The 16,312-nt window shown below is 61.9% G+C and carries 15 protein-coding genes; 7 read left to right on the forward strand and 8 right to left on the reverse strand.

Annotated features, from left to right (window positions below; translation table 11 throughout):
• The first annotated feature begins 20 nt into the window (after positions 1-20).
• Both BLW80_RS05945 and BLW80_RS05950 read left to right on the forward strand, forming a co-directional pair.
• Positions 21-989, forward strand: coding sequence for an ABC transporter substrate-binding protein (locus BLW80_RS05945; protein WP_093757171.1), 969 nt, complete (start codon positions 21-23; stop codon positions 987-989).
• A 71-nt stretch (positions 990-1,060) separates the two neighbouring features.
• Positions 1,061-2,398: an amidase gene (locus BLW80_RS05950; protein WP_093757172.1), complete on the forward strand. Its 1,338-nt coding sequence runs from the start codon at positions 1,061-1,063 to the stop codon at positions 2,396-2,398.
• Positions 2,399-2,443: 45 nt separating this feature from the next.
• Here BLW80_RS05950 and BLW80_RS05955 read toward each other — a convergent pair whose 3' ends face one another.
• Positions 2,444-2,980 carry a cupin domain-containing protein gene (locus tag BLW80_RS05955; RefSeq protein ID WP_089266238.1) on the reverse strand — a complete coding sequence of 179 codons (537 nt, stop codon included), beginning with the start codon at positions 2,978-2,980 and terminating at the stop codon, positions 2,444-2,446.
• A 165-nt stretch (positions 2,981-3,145) separates the two neighbouring features.
• On the opposite strand from BLW80_RS05955, the gene BLW80_RS05960 reads away from it, so the two are divergent.
• From BLW80_RS05960 to BLW80_RS05970, 3 genes are all read left to right on the forward strand, one after another.
• Complete coding sequence (locus tag BLW80_RS05960) at positions 3,146-3,361, forward strand: CsbD family protein (protein ID WP_089265843.1); 216 nt, start codon at positions 3,146-3,148, stop codon at positions 3,359-3,361.
• Between the two features lie 240 nt (positions 3,362-3,601).
• Positions 3,602-4,399 carry an oxygen-dependent tRNA uridine(34) hydroxylase TrhO gene (gene trhO / locus BLW80_RS05965; RefSeq protein ID WP_093757173.1) on the forward strand — a complete coding sequence of 266 codons (798 nt, stop codon included), beginning with the start codon at positions 3,602-3,604 and terminating at the stop codon, positions 4,397-4,399.
• Complete coding sequence (locus tag BLW80_RS05970; protein ID WP_089265841.1) at positions 4,392-4,619, forward strand: SlyX family protein; 228 nt, start codon at positions 4,392-4,394, stop codon at positions 4,617-4,619. Before trhO ends, BLW80_RS05970 begins: the two co-directional genes overlap by 8 nt.
• Before the next feature lie 162 nt (positions 4,620-4,781).
• Here BLW80_RS05970 and BLW80_RS05975 read toward each other — a convergent pair whose 3' ends face one another.
• Together BLW80_RS05975 and BLW80_RS05980 are read right to left on the reverse strand one after the other, a co-directional pair.
• On the reverse strand, positions 4,782-6,320 hold the full coding sequence (locus BLW80_RS05975; protein ID WP_093757174.1) for a class I adenylate-forming enzyme family protein: 1,539 nt from the start codon (positions 6,318-6,320) through the stop codon (positions 4,782-4,784).
• Positions 6,321-6,469: 149 nt separating this feature from the next.
• Positions 6,470-7,075 carry a nuclear transport factor 2 family protein gene (locus BLW80_RS05980; RefSeq protein WP_093757175.1) on the reverse strand — a complete coding sequence of 202 codons (606 nt, stop codon included), beginning with the start codon at positions 7,073-7,075 and terminating at the stop codon, positions 6,470-6,472.
• An 82-nt stretch (positions 7,076-7,157) separates the two neighbouring features.
• On the opposite strand from BLW80_RS05980, the gene BLW80_RS05985 reads away from it, so the two are divergent.
• Positions 7,158-9,260 (forward strand): S9 family peptidase, encoded by a 2,103-nt coding sequence (locus BLW80_RS05985; protein ID WP_093757176.1) that lies wholly within the window; start codon positions 7,158-7,160, stop codon positions 9,258-9,260.
• A 170-nt stretch (positions 9,261-9,430) separates the two neighbouring features.
• On the opposite strand, the gene hemC is transcribed toward BLW80_RS05985, so the two are convergent.
• From hemC to BLW80_RS06010, 5 genes are all read right to left on the reverse strand, one after another.
• Positions 9,431-10,414 carry a hydroxymethylbilane synthase gene (gene hemC / locus BLW80_RS05990; RefSeq protein ID WP_170849582.1) on the reverse strand — a complete coding sequence of 328 codons (984 nt, stop codon included), beginning with the start codon at positions 10,412-10,414 and terminating at the stop codon, positions 9,431-9,433.
• 109 nt (positions 10,415-10,523) lie between these two features.
• The gene (gene mctP / locus BLW80_RS05995; protein ID WP_093757177.1) at positions 10,524-12,011 is read right to left on the reverse strand and encodes a monocarboxylate uptake permease MctP; all 1,488 of its coding nucleotides are present in this window, start codon (positions 12,009-12,011) and stop codon (positions 10,524-10,526) included.
• A complete protein-coding gene (locus BLW80_RS06000; RefSeq protein ID WP_093757178.1) occupies positions 12,001-12,186 on the reverse strand; it encodes a DUF3311 domain-containing protein in 186 nt (61 codons plus the stop codon). The genes mctP and BLW80_RS06000 overlap by 11 nt, the downstream gene beginning before the upstream one ends.
• Before the next feature lie 220 nt (positions 12,187-12,406).
• A complete protein-coding gene (locus BLW80_RS06005) occupies positions 12,407-13,519 on the reverse strand; it encodes an NADH:flavin oxidoreductase/NADH oxidase (protein WP_093757179.1) in 1,113 nt (370 codons plus the stop codon).
• A 260-nt stretch (positions 13,520-13,779) separates the two neighbouring features.
• Positions 13,780-14,091 (reverse strand): hypothetical protein, encoded by a 312-nt coding sequence (locus tag BLW80_RS06010; protein WP_093757180.1) that lies wholly within the window; start codon positions 14,089-14,091, stop codon positions 13,780-13,782.
• 389 nt (positions 14,092-14,480) lie between these two features.
• Between BLW80_RS06010 and BLW80_RS06015 the strand changes: the two genes are divergently transcribed.
• Entirely contained in the window at positions 14,481-16,283 is a 1,803-nt protein-coding gene (locus BLW80_RS06015) for a carbamoyltransferase family protein (protein ID WP_093757181.1), read from the forward strand.
• Positions 16,284-16,312: the final 29 nt, after the last annotated feature.

A 16,312-nucleotide genomic window follows, 5' to 3' on the forward strand; every position in this document is an offset into this window, starting at 1 on the left:
CACCATAACGGAGACGTTCTATGTCGTTGTTGAAGCGTATCACCGGCGCGGTTGCGCTGGCTGGAGTCCTGCTCGCCACGCCAGCGATGGCGCAGAACAAGAAGGTGGTGTTGTCGCAGGCCTTCCAGTCGATGCTGTACTTGCCGCTCTATGTCGCCATTAACGAGGGCTTCTTCACCGCGCAGGGCCTCGACCTCACCAAGGAAACCGCAGGCTCGCCCACAGTCGCACTCTCGGCGGTGATCTCCGGCAGCGCACAGTTCTCGATCCATGGCCCGGAATGGACAGCCATTGCGGCCTCCAAGGGCGCGCCGGTCGGCATCATCGCCAATGTGGTCAACGGCGCCGCCGTGTGGATCGCGACCGCGCCGGATTTCAAGTTCACCGACGTCAAGAGCCTGAAAGGCCAGAAAGTGGTCGTCGGCACCATGCCGACCACCAGCACCTCGCTGTTCCTGAAGCTGCTGAAGGAGAACGGCATGGACGGCAAGACCGATGTGGAGATGATCCCCGTCGCGATCGGCAGCGAACCGGGTCCGTTCCTCGCCAAGCAGGCTGACGTCGCCGTGATGTATGAACCCGGCCTCGATCAGGTCGTCGCCAAGGGCATGAAGGTGGTCTACGGCTTCCCGAAGAGCTACGGCGCCTATGCATTTTCGTCGGTGACCGCCCGCAATGACGTCAATCCGGATCTGGCGCAGCGCGTCACCAACGGTATGGAAATGGCGATGCGCTTCATGAAGAAAGATCCTGCCAAGACCGTGGCCATTGCGCAGAAGGAATTTCCAACGCTGGATCCGGCCGTGATCGAATCCGCTGTCAAGCGTATGCTGGCCGACGGCGTCTATCCGGACAGCGTCGATATTTCTGCACCCTCGCTGAAGATCTCTATGGACACCCAGATCGCGCTCGGCAATCTCGCGGCCCAGCCCGACTATGCCAAGTTTGTCGTGAAGAAATATATCGAGCCCGCATTGGCGATGAAGTAATATCGAAGGCGCGCAGCCTCGCGGCTGCGCGCCTCTCTTGATCCCAGAAGAAACGTTCAGGACGACACGACATGACGAATGCAACCGCGCGCACTGCAACATCTGGCGCGGGGGTTCTGGACCTGCTGCGGCTGTTCAAGGGCAACGCATCTGCGGCAGATCACTACGCATCGGAGCGGCTCGCACAGGCCAAGGCTGCCGAGCCCATACTGAAGGCCTTTGAGGTCCTCCCCACCGACACTGTGCGCAAGCCAGGGCCGCTCTCCGGCATTCCCGTCGCCGTCAAGGATATCATCGCCACCACAGACATGCCGACCACCAATGGCTCGGCCGTCTATGCCGATCACGTGCCATCGGCCGATGCATGGGTCGTCGAACGTCTGCGCAATCTCGGCGCCACCATCTTCGGAAAGACTGTCTCCACCGAATTCGCCTGGCGCCATCCCGGCCCGACCACCAATCCATGGAACAGCAAGCACACGCCAGGTGGCTCGTCCTCCGGCTCGGCAGCCTCCGTCGCTGCCGGCATCGTGCCCCTGGCGCTGGGCACGCAGACGCTGGGCTCTATCATCCGTCCCGCTGCCTTCAACGGCGTCGTCGGCTTCAAGCCGAGCTTCGGCGCTATCCCCCGCAGCGGCGCACACCACCTTAGCCAGTCGCTCGACCACATCGGCTTCTTTGCGCGCAAGGTCGACGACGTCGCCTATGCGCTTTCACTGATCGCAGGCACCAGCGACAGCGATCCGCATGGCGCGCCGGTGCCGGGTTTCGAAATCTCCGTCGAGCGCGGTGTACCGCCGCTGCCGTCGCCGCGTCTTGCGGTGGTGCGCTTTGCCAAATTCGCCAAGGCCGAGAGCGAACAGCAACAGGTGTTCGAAGCCTCCGTCGCCCGACTGCGCAGCGCGGGTGCTGTCATCGAAGAACTGGAACTGCCCGAACTCGATCGCAGCAACTGGGACGCGATCAACATCATTCTGGCCGCCGAAGGGGCGGTGATCTTTGACGATCTCGTCGCACGCTATCCCGACAAGACCAGCGATCACCTGAAGAAACTGGTGGAAACCGGCAGCGCCATCAGCGCGGCAGCCTATCTCAAGGCCAAGGCGTTGCAGACGAAGCTGCGCGCGGACTTCACCGCGCAGATGACGAATTACGATGCGGTGCTGACGCTGCCGGCCTATGGCGAAGCACCGGAAGGGCTGAGCTATACCGGCGATGCCGAATATTGCGCGCCATGGACCCTGATCGGCGTGCCCGCGCTGTCGCTGCCGGCCGGGTTCGGCAAGAACCATCTGCCGCTCGGCCTGCAGGTGGTCGGCCCCTATCTGAACGACTTGCGCACACTGCGCGTGGCAAAATGGATCGAGAGCGCGTTGGCGTTTTCGCCGGGATTGCCGGAGATCAAATAGCAAGAAGCCCTCGCCCAATCTCGGGCGAGGGCCTCAGCTTGATGACTACTTCTTCACCGCGCCATCGGGATGCGTGGGATCGACCCAGAGCACGGTCTCCGGCTTCTCTACCGGCTCGATATCGATATTGATGGCGACCGCTTCGCCGTCGCTGCGCACTAGCACGCATTCCAGCACTTCGTCGGCACTCGCATTGATTTCCTGATGCGGCACGTAAGGCGGAACGAAGATGAAATCGCCAGGACCGGCCTCCGCGGTAAACTGCAGGCGATCGCCCCAGCGCATCCGAGCCTTACCCTTTACCACATAGATGACGCTTTCGAGATGGCCGTGATGATGCGCACCGGTCTTGGCATCCGGCTGGATCGACACGGTGCCGGCCCAAAGTTTCTGCGCGCCGACGCGCGCGAAATTGATAGCCGCCGCACGGTCCATGCCTTTGGTCGATGGCACGTTGGTATCGAGATTGTCGGCGGGAATGACGCGAATGCCGTCGTGCTTCCAGCGATCTGGATCATGGTCGTGAGAATGATCATGCGCGTGATCGTGCGGATGAGTGTGATCGTGGCCGTGACCGGACATTTCAATGCCTTCTTGGGTTCCGAAGAAATGCTGCCACCGCATGCGGCATCACGCCCCCGGGAGTGAGGAACATTCAATTGAGCTGGCAATTGTCTCTGCGAAGCTCAAGCAGCGCGTATCGAGAATGGTCTCGGAACTGCGTCTGCTACATGACAGGAGTATCCCATGGGTGCCACCGCAGACAAGATCAAGGGAACCGCAAACGAAGCCATCGGCAAGGCCAAGCAGGGCATCGGTGAAGCGACCGGCTCTGACCGCCTGCAGGGCGAAGGCCTGATCCAGGAAGGCAAGGGCCACGCGCAGAAGGCCGTCGGCGATGCCAAGCAGGCTGCCAAGGACGCCGCCGACAAGGCGTCGGATTTTGCGAACCGCAAACTTTAACCAATTCCAACCGGCGGAGTTTTGACTCCTCCGTCGGTCGCAGGTGACGCTGCAAAAGAAGCCGGTCCCGTAAGGGGCCGGTTTTTTGCGTTCTGGCACTACGCGTTGCGCTGGTTTCGCCGGGTATGACATAGGTCAATACCTGCGCAGGGGAGCATCCGGCCCAAAGCCCTGATGGCAACGATATTTCGGCCAGTTCCCGGACTTCCCCCTCGCGGGTCCGGCTGGTAAACCCCCGCCATGTTCAAGGTCGCCGCCCTCTATCAATTCGCCGCGCTGCCGGATTTTCGGCAATTGCGCGAGCCGCTGCGCGCACTCTGCATCAATCTCGGCATCAAAGGCTCGATCCTGCTGGCCGACGAGGGCATCAACGGCACCGTGGCCGGGACAGACGCCGCCATCGATGCGCTGGTGCACGAACTTGAGACCGGCGTGATGTTCAGCGGCCGACTGAACCATCTGGAGCTGAAATTCTCCCGCGCCAGCTTGATGCCGTTCCTGCACATGAAGGTGCGGTTGAAAAAGGAGATCGTCACCCTCGGCGATCCCCAGACGGATCCGACCAAGACGGTTGGCACCTATGTGGACGCCGCCGACTGGAACGATCTCATCGCTAACGGGAACACGCTGGTGCTCGATACGCGCAACGCGTTCGAAGTGGCGATGGGCACGTTCGAGGGCGCGGTCGATCCGGAGATCGCAAGCTTCGGCCAGTTCAAGGATTTCGTGGCGCGTACGCTGGATCCCGCCAAGCACACGAAAATCGCGATGTTCTGCACCGGCGGCATCCGCTGCGAGAAGGCGAGTTCGTATCTGCTCTCGCGCGGTTTCGTCGACGTCTATCATCTCAAGGGCGGCATCCTGAAATATCTCGAGGAGATCCCTGAGGCCGAGAGCCGCTGGCGCGGCGAATGCTTCGTGTTTGACCAGCGCGTCGCGCTCGGTCATGGCCTCGTCGAAAGCCAGTCGATCAAGCCTGACTTGCCGATCAATTCGGAAGATTTTGCGATGCTGCGGGAGAGCGCATCCGATGAGTGAGACCGCAAAAGACCTGACAGGCTTACGCGAACGTATCGACGCACTCGAAACTCGCGTCGCCTATCAGGACGACACGATCGAGACCCTGAATACGACGATCACCGCCCAGTGGAAACAGATCGACATGCTGACGCGGCAGGTTGCCACGCTCGGCGAGCGGCTGCAGGAGGCCGAAAGCAACAGCGGTGCGCCGCGGAATGAACCTCCGCCGCATTATTGAGGCGGCGATCCCAAACTCAGCCGTCGTCCCCGCGGAGGCGGGGACCCATACACGCCGAAGAGTTGGAAAAGACGCTGTGGCTATAACTCTGCCGCTTGAACCATACTGACCGTGGTTATGGGTCCCCGCCTCCGCGGGGACGACACCTGATAGGCCAGTGCTCTAAACCGACAAATCCGCCGCCAGCTTGCGGTCTCGCAACTCGCGCTTCAGCACCTTGCCGATGGCGCTGCGCGGCAACACATCGACCAGCACGACATCGTTGAGTCGCTGGAACTTGCCGACACGCTCATTCGTCCAAGCCTTCAGTCCCGGCGCATCGACCGAGGCACCCGCCTTCATCACCACGAAGGCGACCGGTGTCTCACCCCACTCTTCCGACGGCATGGCCACAACAGCGGCTTCGAGCACGTCGTCGTGTTTCGTCAGTACGGCTTCGAGATCGCTCGGATAGATGTTGAAACCGCCGGAAATGATCATGTCCTTCTTGCGGTCCATCAGCTGCAGAAAGCCGTCCTCATCAAAGCGGCCGACATCACCGGTCCGCACATAGCGTTTGCCGGAAGCGTCGTGCCAGAACGTCTCGGCAGTCTTGGCGGGCTGGTTGAGATAGCCCTGCATGATGACAGGCGAATGCCCAACCACTTCGCCGATCTCGCCCTGCGCGACGAAATTTCCGTCCTCATCGATCAAGCGAATCTCATGGTCCGGTGCAGGCTGCCCGACCGTATGCAGCTTGGTCGGATGTTCATGCGCCAGCAGCACGCAGGTGCCGCCGCCTTCGGTCATGCCGTAATATTCGGTCAGCCCGCCGGGCCAGCGCTTCAGCACGTCGGCCTTCAGCAGTGCGCCGAATGGCGCCGAGGTCGAGAATTTCATCACGAAGGACTTCAGATCGAAACTGTCGAAGTCCTCGACCGCCATGATACGGCGATACTGCACCGGCACCAGCATCGCATGGGTTGCGCGATGTCTGGCGCTGAGTTCAAGGAAGCCGCGCGCATCAAACTTCTTCATCAGCACCAAAGTGCCGCCACCGGCGAGCGTTGGATTGAAGCAGACCAGCGTGGTGTTGGAATAAAGCGGCGTCGACAATACAGTGACCGCATCTGGCCCATAGCCCAGCGGATCGAGCTGGCCATATTGCCGCCAGCGCATGTAGCAGGTGTGGATGATGCCTTTGGGTGTACCAGTCGTGCCCGAGGAATAGATGATATTGAAGACCCATTCCGGATCGACCGTCACCGGTGTGGGCTTCACGCCTTCCGGCGCCAGCCATTGCGCGAACGGCTTTCCGGCCTTGCCGCCATCAAGCGCAATGCGCTGGACCGACGGATCGATCGCAGCATCCGCAAAGGGGGCCGCCGTCGCGTCATCCATGAACAGGATTTTTGCCGCCGCATCCTTCACCATCGCCGCGAAATCCGTCGACGTCGATGACGGCGCCAGCGGCGCCACCGCGACGCCGGCGCGCAACGCACCTAGAAACACCGCGGCATATTCGATCGACGACAGCGCGCAGATGGAGATCGCGTCACGCGGTTTCACCCCGCTCGCCTGCAGTGACGCAGCGATGCGGTCGATCAGTGCGTCGAATGCGGCGTAGTCGATCTGGCGATCAGCATCGATCACGGCGATCTTGGTCGGCTTGGATGCGGCGGTGTTACGGACCAGTGCATCGAGGGTGATGAAGTCGGGCATGTTGTTTCTCCCAGTCTTTTTTGTTCTTTATCAACTATCCACGTCATTGCGAGGAGCGGAGCGACGAAGCAATCCAGAAAGCGACAAGGAAAGACTGGATTGCTTCGTCGCCAAGAGGCGCCTCGCAATGACGGCTGAGGGTAAGGCGGCTACCGATCCAGCTTTTCGCCGTTCAGCCATTTCTTGCCGCTGGCATAAAGCGCCTCCACGGCGGCACCGCGCAGCCCCGGCATATCCGGCTTGATCTGATAGCCAATCTGGCTCTGCAGATAAGCGAGATGGCGATAGCCCTCGGGGAAGCTCGCGAGCAGATCCGCATCGAGCTTCAGCGGCGCACCGGGCACCACGGGATCCATGCGGTCTTTCTCATAAATCGGCTGGCGCAGCACCATGCCCCATTTGCCGTCACGCTTCTCCAGGAAATCGTAGAACCGCCCGGTCAGCATCACGTCGACATTGACGCCATGGACCAGCGCGCGTTGGGCGATGGTCATCTTGGTCTGCGACACTGCACGGGTGCCGGCAAGGTCGATCGATTGCGCACCGAGGAAGTGCATGATCGAGACGCCCTTGGCCCAGCCGGCCTTGCTCATGGCGATGAACTCGTCTGCGGTGCCCTGGGTCCAGGTGGCCACCATGCGGCCATCGTCGAACCAGACAGTGCGGAAGCGGTCCCAGTCGCCGGCATCGCGCCAGACCACCCAGTTTTCAATGAGATCGCGGATGGCAAGGCGGTCGATAATCTCTATATCCATAGAATATCCAATATGCGGGCAGGCGCCGATGCGCGCGTGTGACGCAATCATATCTGATCAGGCTTCCGCGAAAAGAGCGTTCATGACAAAGCAGACATCCTCCATGCCCGCGCCGGTTGCGCCGCGTCATCCGCATTCCTTCACGACCCACGGCATCACTGTGACCGATGACTATGCCTGGCTGAAGGATGCCAAATGGCAGGAGGTGTTGCGCGATCCCAGCGTGCTGGAGCCGGAGATCCGCACCTATCTGGAGGCCGAGAACGCCTATACCGAGAGCCTGCTCGGCGGCACGGCGGCGCTGCAGACCAAGTTGGTTGCGGAAATGCGCGGCCGCATCAAGGAAGACGATTCCAGCGTCCCGTCGCCGGATGGCCCTTATGCTTATTTGCGGAAATTCCGCGAGGGCGGCCAGCATGAATTATTCGGCCGCATGCCGCGGGATGGCGGCGAGGCCACCATCATTCTCGATGGCGACAGGCTTGCCGCCGACCACAAATATTTCAAGTTCGGCGGCGCCCGCCATTCACCCGATCATGCGCTGGAAGCCTGGAGTGCCGACGTCAAGGGCTCGGAATATTTCACCATCCGCGTGCGTGACTGGGCCACTGGCAGCGATCTCGACGACGTGGTCGAGGAGACCGATGGCGGCGTGGTGTGGACGCTCGACTGCAAGTCCTTCTTCTATGTGAAGCTCGACGACAACCATCGCCCGATGCAGGTCTGGCTGCACAAGCTCGGCACCAAACAGGCCGACGACAGGCTGATATTCGAGGAGCAGGATTCCGGCTGGTTCACCCACATCCATGAAAGCGCCAGCGGCCGCTTCTGCGTCATCGCCGGCGGCGATCATGAAACGTCCGAGCAGCAATTGATTGATCTCAACACGCCAGACGCGCCGCCGCGCCTCGTGGCGAAACGCGAAGATGGCGTGCAGTATTCGCTGGCCGATCGCCGCGACGAGCTGTTCATCCTGACCAATGCCGATGGCGCCATCGACTTCAAGATCGTCACCGCGCCGCTAGCGGCGCCCGCGCGCACGAACTGGAAAGACCTGATTCCCTATCGCGAGGGCATCTATGTCCTCGACATGGATCTCACGGCCGGCCATCTCGTCCGTCTGGAGCGCGCCAATGCTCTGCCGTCGATTGTGATTCGCGATCTCACCACCAAAGACGAACACGCCATCGCCTTCGACGAAGCCGCCTATTCGCTCGACACCATGGGCGGCTACGAATTCGATACGACCACGCTGAGGTTTGCCTATTCGTCGATGACGACGCCGTCGGAAGTCTATGACTACGACATGGCGACGCGCGAACGCACCTTGCGGAAGCGTCAGGAGATCCCGTCCGGCCACAACCCCGCTGACTACGTCACCACGCGCATCATGGCCAAAGCCCATGACGGCGCCGAAGTCCCGGTGTCGATCCTGCATCGCAAGGACCTGGCACGGGACGGCAAGGCTCCGCTGCTGCTCTATGGCTATGGTTCCTACGGCATGGCGATGCCTGCGTCGTTCTCCGCCAACCGGCTGTCGCTGGTCGATCGCGGTTTCGTCTATGCCATCGCGCATATCCGCGGCGGCGCCGACAAGGGCTGGGGCTGGTATCTCGACGGCAAGCGCGACAAGAAGACGAACTCGTTCGACGATTTCGCCGCGGCTGCGCGTGCGCTGATATCAGCGAAATACACTTCGGAGAAGCGCATCGTTGGCCATGGCGGCAGCGCCGGCGGCATGCTGATGGGCGCCGTCGCCAATCGCTCCGGCGAGCTATTCTCCGGCATCGTTGCCGAAGTGCCATTCGTCGATGTGCTCAACACCATGCTCGACGACACGCTGCCACTGACGCCGCCGGAATGGCCCGAATGGGGCAACCCGATCGAGAGCGAAGCCGACTTCAAGACCATCCTGTCCTACTCGCCCTATGACCAGGTCGCGGCGAAAGCCTATCCGAAGATTCTGGCGATGGGTGGACTCACCGATCCACGCGTCACCTATTGGGAGCCGGCGAAATGGATCGCACGGCTGCGCGCGACGATGACGGGTGGAGGCCCGGTGCTGCTGCGGACGAATATGGGCGCCGGCCACGGCGGCGCGTCCGGGCGTTTCGACCGCCTGGATGAGATCGCGATCGTCTATGCGTTCGCACTGTGGTCGGTGGGGGTGGCGGAGAGCACATAGCGGGACGCTCGTGTCCTCGCCCCGCTTGCGGGGAGAGGGTGGCTTCGCGAAGCGAAGACGGGTGAGGGGGAGACAGCGAGAGAAACACTGACTCCCCCTCACCCGATCATCACATGCTTCGCATGTAATGATCGACCTCTCCCCGCAAGCGGGGCGAGGTCAGGAAGAACCTACTCCGCCGGCCGATTGGCCTCGATCAGCGCGCCGGCGCCCTTGTCGAGCAGCTCCAGCCCGACGGCCCGCCCCAGTTCGCGCGGACGATCCGCCGGCCCTATGCGCGTTACCTCAATGAACCGCCCGTCGGCTTCATCCAGCACTGATGCGGTCAGCGACATCTCGTGCCCTGAGATCACCGAATAGCCGGCGATCGGCGAATTGCAGTGGCCGTTCAGCACCCAAAGCACCTCGCGCTCGGCATCGCAGGACAGATGCGCCGCAGGGTCGTCGATCAGTGACAGATGACGCCGCGAGGCCCAATCATGCGCCGCGCATTCGACTGCGACGATGCCCTGCCCCACGGCCGGCAACATTTCCTGCGGCGTGAAATCACGTGCGATGCGGCTCGCTAATCCAACACGCTCGAGGCCTGAACGCGCCATGATCAGCGCGTCGGCGGGGCCGACCTCGTCGCCATCAGGGAGCCGCTGCATCTCGCCATTGTCGAGTTTGCGCACGCGCGTATCGGCAGCCCCGCGGAAATGGATCACCTCAATCTCGGGAAACAGCCGGCGGATATAGGCGGCACGGCGTACGGCATTGGTGCCGATCTTGAAGCCGTTGCCATGCGTGCGCTTGAGATCGTCGAGGCTGACGCCTTCGCGCAGCACCAGTGCATCGGTCGGCGGATCGCGCACCAGCGTGGCGCCGATCACGAGACCCGGCGTGTCTTCATTGCCGGGCATGTCCTTCAGCGAATGCATCGCCGCATGCAGCGTACCCTTGAGCACGGCCGCGCGAATTTCGCCGACGAAAGCGCCGCCCTTGCCGCCATGCTTCAGGAGATTGCTGGTCTGGTCGCGGTCGCCGACCGGCTCGAATTTCACGATCTCGACGGCCAGTTCCGGCGCGACCACCGCCAGCCGGCGCGCGATCTCTTCGGTCTGGGCCAGCGCCATGGTGCTTTTGCGCGTGCCGATGCGCATCGATTCAGTCACTCAGGCAAGCTCCATCCGGCGGTCCCGCACAGGGATGGCGGGCATTCGCGCGGACAATAAAGCCAGCGCGCGCCGGAAACAATGCGCGCGCGGCTTTACAATGAGGCCGTTACGTGCCCGCCGCCTCGGCCGTTGCGACCGGCTTCGGCACCACGAGATTGACCAGCATTGCGACCGCGATATTGACGACGAGCGCAATCAGCCCGACATAGACCGTCGCCTGGAAGCTGCCGATAGACAGCAAGTGCAGCGGCTTGAGGCCGTCCGTCCAGGCCAGATATGTGCCGCCAAACAGGCCGACCACCCATCCGGCCAGCAATGCCGGCGCGGTGAACCAGCGGGTGAACAGGCCGAAGATCAAGGCCGGCAGCGTCTGCAGGATCCACAGGCCTCCGAGAAGCTGAAGGTCGAGCGCGAACTGCGTCGGCAGATAGATGATCACCAGCAGCGCACCGACCTTCACCACCAGCGACGCGATCTTTGCCACCGCGGCTTCGCCCGCCGTATCGACCTGCGGATTGACATAGGCCTTCCAGAAATTGCGGGTAAAGAGATTGGCAGCCCCAATGCTCATCACCGCTGCCGGGACCAGCGCGCCGATGGCAATCGCCGCAAAAGCGAAGCCTGCGAACCAGCTCGGAAACAGCGTCTGGAACAGCGCCGGTACCACGTCATTATTGCTGGCGAGCTTCAACTTGGCGGCGTGGCCCATATAGCCGAGCAGCGCCAGCAGGCCGAGCATCAGTGTATAGGCCGGTAACAGTACGGCGTTCTTGCGGATGGTCGTGGCGCTCTTGCTGGCGAAGATACCGGTCAGCGTATGCGGATACATGAAGGCCGCGAGCGCCGAACCAAGTGCCAGCGTGGCATAGGCGACATACTGGCTGGGCTGCAGCAGGATACTGCCCGAGCCCTTGGCCTTGAATGCCTGATCGGCGGCGTCGAACACTGCGGCATAGCCGCCGAGCTTGCCGGGGATCACTGACACTGCCGCGATGACGGCGATATAGATCATGATGTCCTTGACGAAGGCGATCAATGCCGGCGCGCGCAGGCCCGAAGAGTAGGTGTAGAGCGCGAGCACGACAAAGGCCGCGATCAGCGGCAATTCGCCTTCGAAGCCAAGCGCCTTCACAGCCGTGGCCATACCGATCAGCTGCAGCGCGATATAGGGCATGGTGGCGACGACACCGGTGATGGCGACTGCTGCTTCCAGCATGCGTGAACCATAGCGGCCATGCACAACGTCGGCGGCAGTGACATGGCCGTTGTCCTTGGCGACCTGCCACAGCCTCGGCATCACCATGAACACGATGGGATAGACCAGGATCGTGTAAGGCAGCGCGAAGAAGCCGTAAGCACCGACCGAATAGACCAGTGCCGGCACGGCAATCACCGTATAGGCGGTATAGAAATCGCCGCCGACCAGAAACCAGGTTATCCAGGTGCCGAACTGGCGGCCACCAAGGCCCCATTCGTCGAGACTGGCCAGCGTTTTCGGGCGGCGCCACTTCGAGGCGACGAAGCCCATCACGGTGACGAGCGCGAAGAAGAACAGAAAGACCGCAACCGCGGGAATATCGAGCTCAGTCTTCATTGGCGTAAGTCCGGTAAGCGAGCCAGGTCAGAAAGGCGGTCATCGGCACCCAGGCGAGCTGGTACCAGTAGAAGAACGGAAAGCCGAACAGCACCGGATCATGAAAATTGTAGAACGGGACCCAGAGCAGGCCGACGAAGGGGATCAGCAGAAGCCATAGGAAATGGCGGGCCATGGCGGGGCTCCTCTCGACAGGCGGGCAGCGCCGGATGCCACGATTATTTTACGGCGCAGAATTTTGCGCTGTGTAGGTGCGACATTCTGTCATGTAAACACGATGCTGCCGCAGGGCTGCCATTCGCGGAGTGGACGCGCCGTAACGACAAACACCCACACATCGCACCGGGCTTGCGGGACAATGTGTGGGTGTTGAAAGTGAGGCGCCTTGAAGTGGTTTAGCGCCCGCCGAACGTCGTATCGCCGAACAACGCCTTTTGCGTCGATGGCTGCGAGCGCCAGTATTGTGGCGGCGCCTGCACCTGACCGCCAAGCTGCGCCGCCGCGTGCCACGGCCAGCGCGGATCGTAGAGAATGCCACGTGCGATGGCGACCAGATCGGCCTTGCCGGAGGCCACGATGTCTTCAGCCTGCTGCGCTTCGGTGATCAACCCCACCGCAATCGTCGGCAGTCCCGTCGCCGCTTTCACGGCTTCAGCGAACGGCACCTGATAACCCGGCCCCAGCGCGATCTTCTGCTGCGGCGAGACACCGCCGGACGAAACATCCATCCAGTCAACGCCGCGTTTCTTGAGCTCTTGCGCGAACACAATGGTCTGCTCGACATCCCAACCGCCCTCGACCCAGTCCGACGCCGAGACCCGGACGCCAACCGGCTTGTGGGCCGGAAACGCTGCGCGCACAGCGTCGAATACTTCGAGCGGAAAGCGCATGCGATTTTCCAGCGAACCACCATAATTGTCGGTGCGCTGGTTGGAGATCGGCGACAGGAATTCGTGCAGCAGATAGCCGTGCGCCGCGTGGATCTCCAGCGCATCGATGCCGAGCCGCTCGGCGCGCTTCGCCGTGGCCACGAAGGCATCGCGGATGCGCTTGAGGCCGGCAACGTCGATCTCCTGCGGCGCCAGTTCGCCGGGCTTCTGCGGAATGGCCGAGGGCGCCTGGGCGACCCAGCCGCCTTTGTCGAGGGGGACCTGCTGGCCGCCATCCCATGGGGCGTGGCTCGACGCCTTACGGCCTGCGTGGGCGATCTGCATGCCAACGGCAATGTTCGAATGCTTGCGGATTGCCGCCAGCACCGGCCTCAACGCGGCTTCGGTCGCGTCATTATAGAGGCCGAGATCGCCGGGTGTGATGCGGCCGATGGCTTCCACGGCGGTCGCTTCGATCACCAGCATGGCGGCGCCCGACAGGGCCATATTGCCAAGATGGATCATGTGCCAGTCGGTGGCGCGGCCATCTTCGGCAGAATACTGGCACATCGGCGCAATGACGATGCGGTTCGGCAGCGTGAGATCGCGCAGCTTGAAGGGAGAGAACAGGGCGCTCATGAAGGTTCCAGGGTGGGAGGACCGAATCGCCATGCGCGGGCGCGCAAGCTTGCCATGCCGACATTGGAATTTGGATGAGAAAACACAAGATGGCATGCCAAAAGCGACTTCAGCGTTGTGCAAGGAGGGTAGCTTTCGACAAATCATTCCCGAAGGAGAGGCCCGTTTTCTGGAGAAAGGCGAGCCTGGAAAGCAAAAGGCGCCCCGGTTACCCGGCGCGCCTCTCCATCTCGTTCATTCAGCGCCGTAGCGCCTATGACTTAGTACGGGCAGACCACTCGGCCCCAGCGACGGCTGAAATAGCAGCCCGGCGCCACGAAGCGCGGTCCACCGTAGAAGCCATAGCCGCGACCATAGCCACGACCGCCGCCACGATAGAAGCCGCCACCGCGTCCACGGCCCCAACCGCCGCCGCCACGACCGCGACCACCGCCACGGGCCTCGGCCGAGGTGCTGCTCGTGAGCAACACCGTCGACGCGCCGATCAGACCAACACAGTAGACAGACACAAGCGCCATCGCTGCCAGGCAGCGGGTCACGATATTATGGCGGGTCGTTTTGGTTTGAGCCATTCTTAGGAACTCCCATTCTGCAGAAGCACGGCTTTAGAATGCTTCCGGCCTCGAATCGTTCAGTGAGCAATTCTTGATTCACACAGGTGCTGAAACCAGAATAGTAATATGGCCATCACAAGGCGTGCACGCACGAACAACTTTACAATAGGGTCAAGCTCGAACGGCGGTCAAGTTGCCGGCAACGCTGTCCCTACGAACGAATGCGCACCTTCACGCGTCACCTCGCTTTTGACCTCCTGCGTTCATCTTCTCTTCATATTGCCTCGCACTATGCTGATCGCTCCGCCTCGCAACTGCGAATATGCGGTCAGTCTCACCCACCGCGTCTGCGTTAGCAGCTCGATCCCATCATTCGTCCCTTCCCGCGAATTGTCAGAAGCTGATTCATGCCCAAACCCAGCTATATCCTCGGTCTCAACACCTACGATCACGACGTCAGCGCCTGCCTGCTGCGCAACGGCGCGCTGGCCTATGCGATCGAGAAGGAGCGGATTACCCGCGAGAAACACGCGACGGGGTTCTACAAGGAAGTGATCGACTACGTCCTCGACGCCGAAGGCATCACGCTGGACGACGTCGATCTGGTGGTGAGCAATTGCTACATCCTGCCGGTTCCGGAGATGGAAGACCGCCTGATCTATCAGGACATGCCGGGCTTCCTGCCCGAATATGAACGGCAGGACGCCAGCGTCCATCCGCTGTTTCGGGCGCGCACGGGCAAGGTCAAAACGATCTCGCATCATCTGGCGCACGCCTATAGCGCATTCGCCGTCTGCCCCTTCGAGGAGGGCGCGATCATGATCGTCGACGGCGTCGGCAGCTATCGCTCCGACGTCATGGAGACCTATCCGGACGGCGAGCCGGGCTCAAAGCTCGCCCGGGAATCCGAGAGCTATTACACGTTCAAGGGTACGCAGCTCGATTGCCTGAAGAAGGTCTGGATGGAGCCGGACCGCGGCTTCCTCAGCGACGAATTCTACAACATGCCAGGCCTCGGGGCGCTTTACAGCCGCGCGTCGACCTATGTGTTCGGCGACTGGAACAAATGCGGTGAACTGATGGGGCTCGCGCCCTATGGCCGCCGCGACCAGGTCAAGCCGCTGATGGACATCACCGACAACGTACTCAGCGTGCCGCGCTGGACCCCCGAATACAACCAGCCCTATATCGCCGACAGCGATGGCAAGTGGGACACCCATCCGTCGATGCGGCATTGGGAGGATATCGCCTGGCGAGTCCAAGACGACGCCGAGAAGGTGCTGCTCGCCCGCGCGCGCTGGCTGCGCGAGACGACCGGCGCGAAGAACCTCTGCATTGCCGGCGGCGTCGCGCTGAACTGCGTCGCCAATGGCCGCATCGCCCGCGAAGCCGGCTTCGAGAATGTCTGGATCCAGCCCGCCGCCGGCGACAACGGCATCGCGATCGGCTGCGCCTATTACGGCCTGCTGGAGGTACAGAAGCAGCCGCGCTCTTATGTAATGACCCACTCTTACACCGGCCGTGCCTATACAGATCGCGACGTCGAGGCAGCGACCCAGCGCACGCTGGTCAAGGCGCAGACCAGTGCGGTACGCAGCGACAATATCTGCCGCGATACGGCCAGGCTGCTCGCCGACCAGAAAGTGATCGGCTGGTTTCAGGGCCGCTCGGAATACGGCCCGCGCGCGCTCGGCAATCGCAGCATCATCGCCGATCCGCGCCGGCCGGAGATGAAGGACATCCTCAACTCACGCGTGAAACACCGTCAGCCGTTCCGGCCATTCGCGCCGATTGTGCTCGCCGAGCGCGCCAGAGAGATTTTCGAAGGCGATCAGGATTCGCCGTTTATGCTCATCGCCGCCCCGGTGCGCCCCGAATGGCGCGAGAAGATTCCGGCCATTGTGCACATCGATGGAACGGCGCGCATCCAGACCGTCACGGAAGACACCAATCCTGTGCTCTATCGGCTGCTCAAGGAATTCGATGCGCTCACCGGCGTACCGGTGCTGCTCAACACGTCATTCAACGTGAAGGGCGAACCGATCGTCGAGACTCCGCGCGACGCCATGGCGTGTTTCATCAATACCGGCATCGATCATCTGATCCTGCACGATACGCTGGTGTCCAAAACATCGGCGCATCGTTTCGTCGCCCCGCTGGTGCGCACCTATGTGGACATCGCGGGGCTGGTGTCGGCGAGTACGAGATAGAACGCTCGACATCCGCAGGGCGGGCAAAA

Source organism: Tardiphaga sp. OK245 (assembly GCF_900108575.1).
GTDB classification, from domain to species: domain Bacteria; phylum Pseudomonadota; class Alphaproteobacteria; order Rhizobiales; family Xanthobacteraceae; genus Tardiphaga; species Tardiphaga robiniae.

What these genes read in the sequence shown, in the direction of transcription:
- BLW80_RS06000 (WP_093757178.1), bottom strand. Translation starts at nt 12,186, where the DNA reads ATGGCCCGCCATTTCCTATGGCTTCTGCTGATCCCCTTCGTCGGCCTG.
- mctP (WP_093757177.1), bottom strand. Translation starts at nt 12,011, where the DNA reads ATGAAGACTGAGCTCGATATTCCCGCGGTTGCGGTCTTTCTGTTCTTC.
- BLW80_RS06015 (WP_093757181.1), top strand. Translation starts at nt 14,481, where the DNA reads ATGCCCAAACCCAGCTATATCCTCGGTCTCAACACCTACGATCACGAC.
- BLW80_RS05960 (WP_089265843.1), top strand. Translation starts at nt 3,146, where the DNA reads ATGGGTGCCACCGCAGACAAGATCAAGGGAACCGCAAACGAAGCCATC.
- BLW80_RS05975 (WP_093757174.1), bottom strand. Translation starts at nt 6,320, where the DNA reads ATGCCCGACTTCATCACCCTCGATGCACTGGTCCGTAACACCGCCGCA.
- BLW80_RS05955 (WP_089266238.1), bottom strand. Translation starts at nt 2,980, where the DNA reads ATGTCCGGTCACGGCCACGATCACACTCATCCGCACGATCACGCGCAT.
- BLW80_RS05950 (WP_093757172.1), top strand. Translation starts at nt 1,061, where the DNA reads ATGACGAATGCAACCGCGCGCACTGCAACATCTGGCGCGGGGGTTCTG.
- BLW80_RS06010 (WP_093757180.1), bottom strand. Translation starts at nt 14,091, where the DNA reads ATGGCTCAAACCAAAACGACCCGCCATAATATCGTGACCCGCTGCCTG.
- BLW80_RS06005 (WP_093757179.1), bottom strand. Translation starts at nt 13,519, where the DNA reads ATGAGCGCCCTGTTCTCTCCCTTCAAGCTGCGCGATCTCACGCTGCCG.
- BLW80_RS05985 (WP_093757176.1), top strand. Translation starts at nt 7,158, where the DNA reads ATGACAAAGCAGACATCCTCCATGCCCGCGCCGGTTGCGCCGCGTCAT.
- BLW80_RS05980 (WP_093757175.1), bottom strand. Translation starts at nt 7,075, where the DNA reads ATGGATATAGAGATTATCGACCGCCTTGCCATCCGCGATCTCATTGAA.
- BLW80_RS05945 (WP_093757171.1), top strand. Translation starts at nt 21, where the DNA reads ATGTCGTTGTTGAAGCGTATCACCGGCGCGGTTGCGCTGGCTGGAGTC.
- trhO (WP_093757173.1), top strand. Translation starts at nt 3,602, where the DNA reads ATGTTCAAGGTCGCCGCCCTCTATCAATTCGCCGCGCTGCCGGATTTT.
- BLW80_RS05970 (WP_089265841.1), top strand. Translation starts at nt 4,392, where the DNA reads ATGAGTGAGACCGCAAAAGACCTGACAGGCTTACGCGAACGTATCGAC.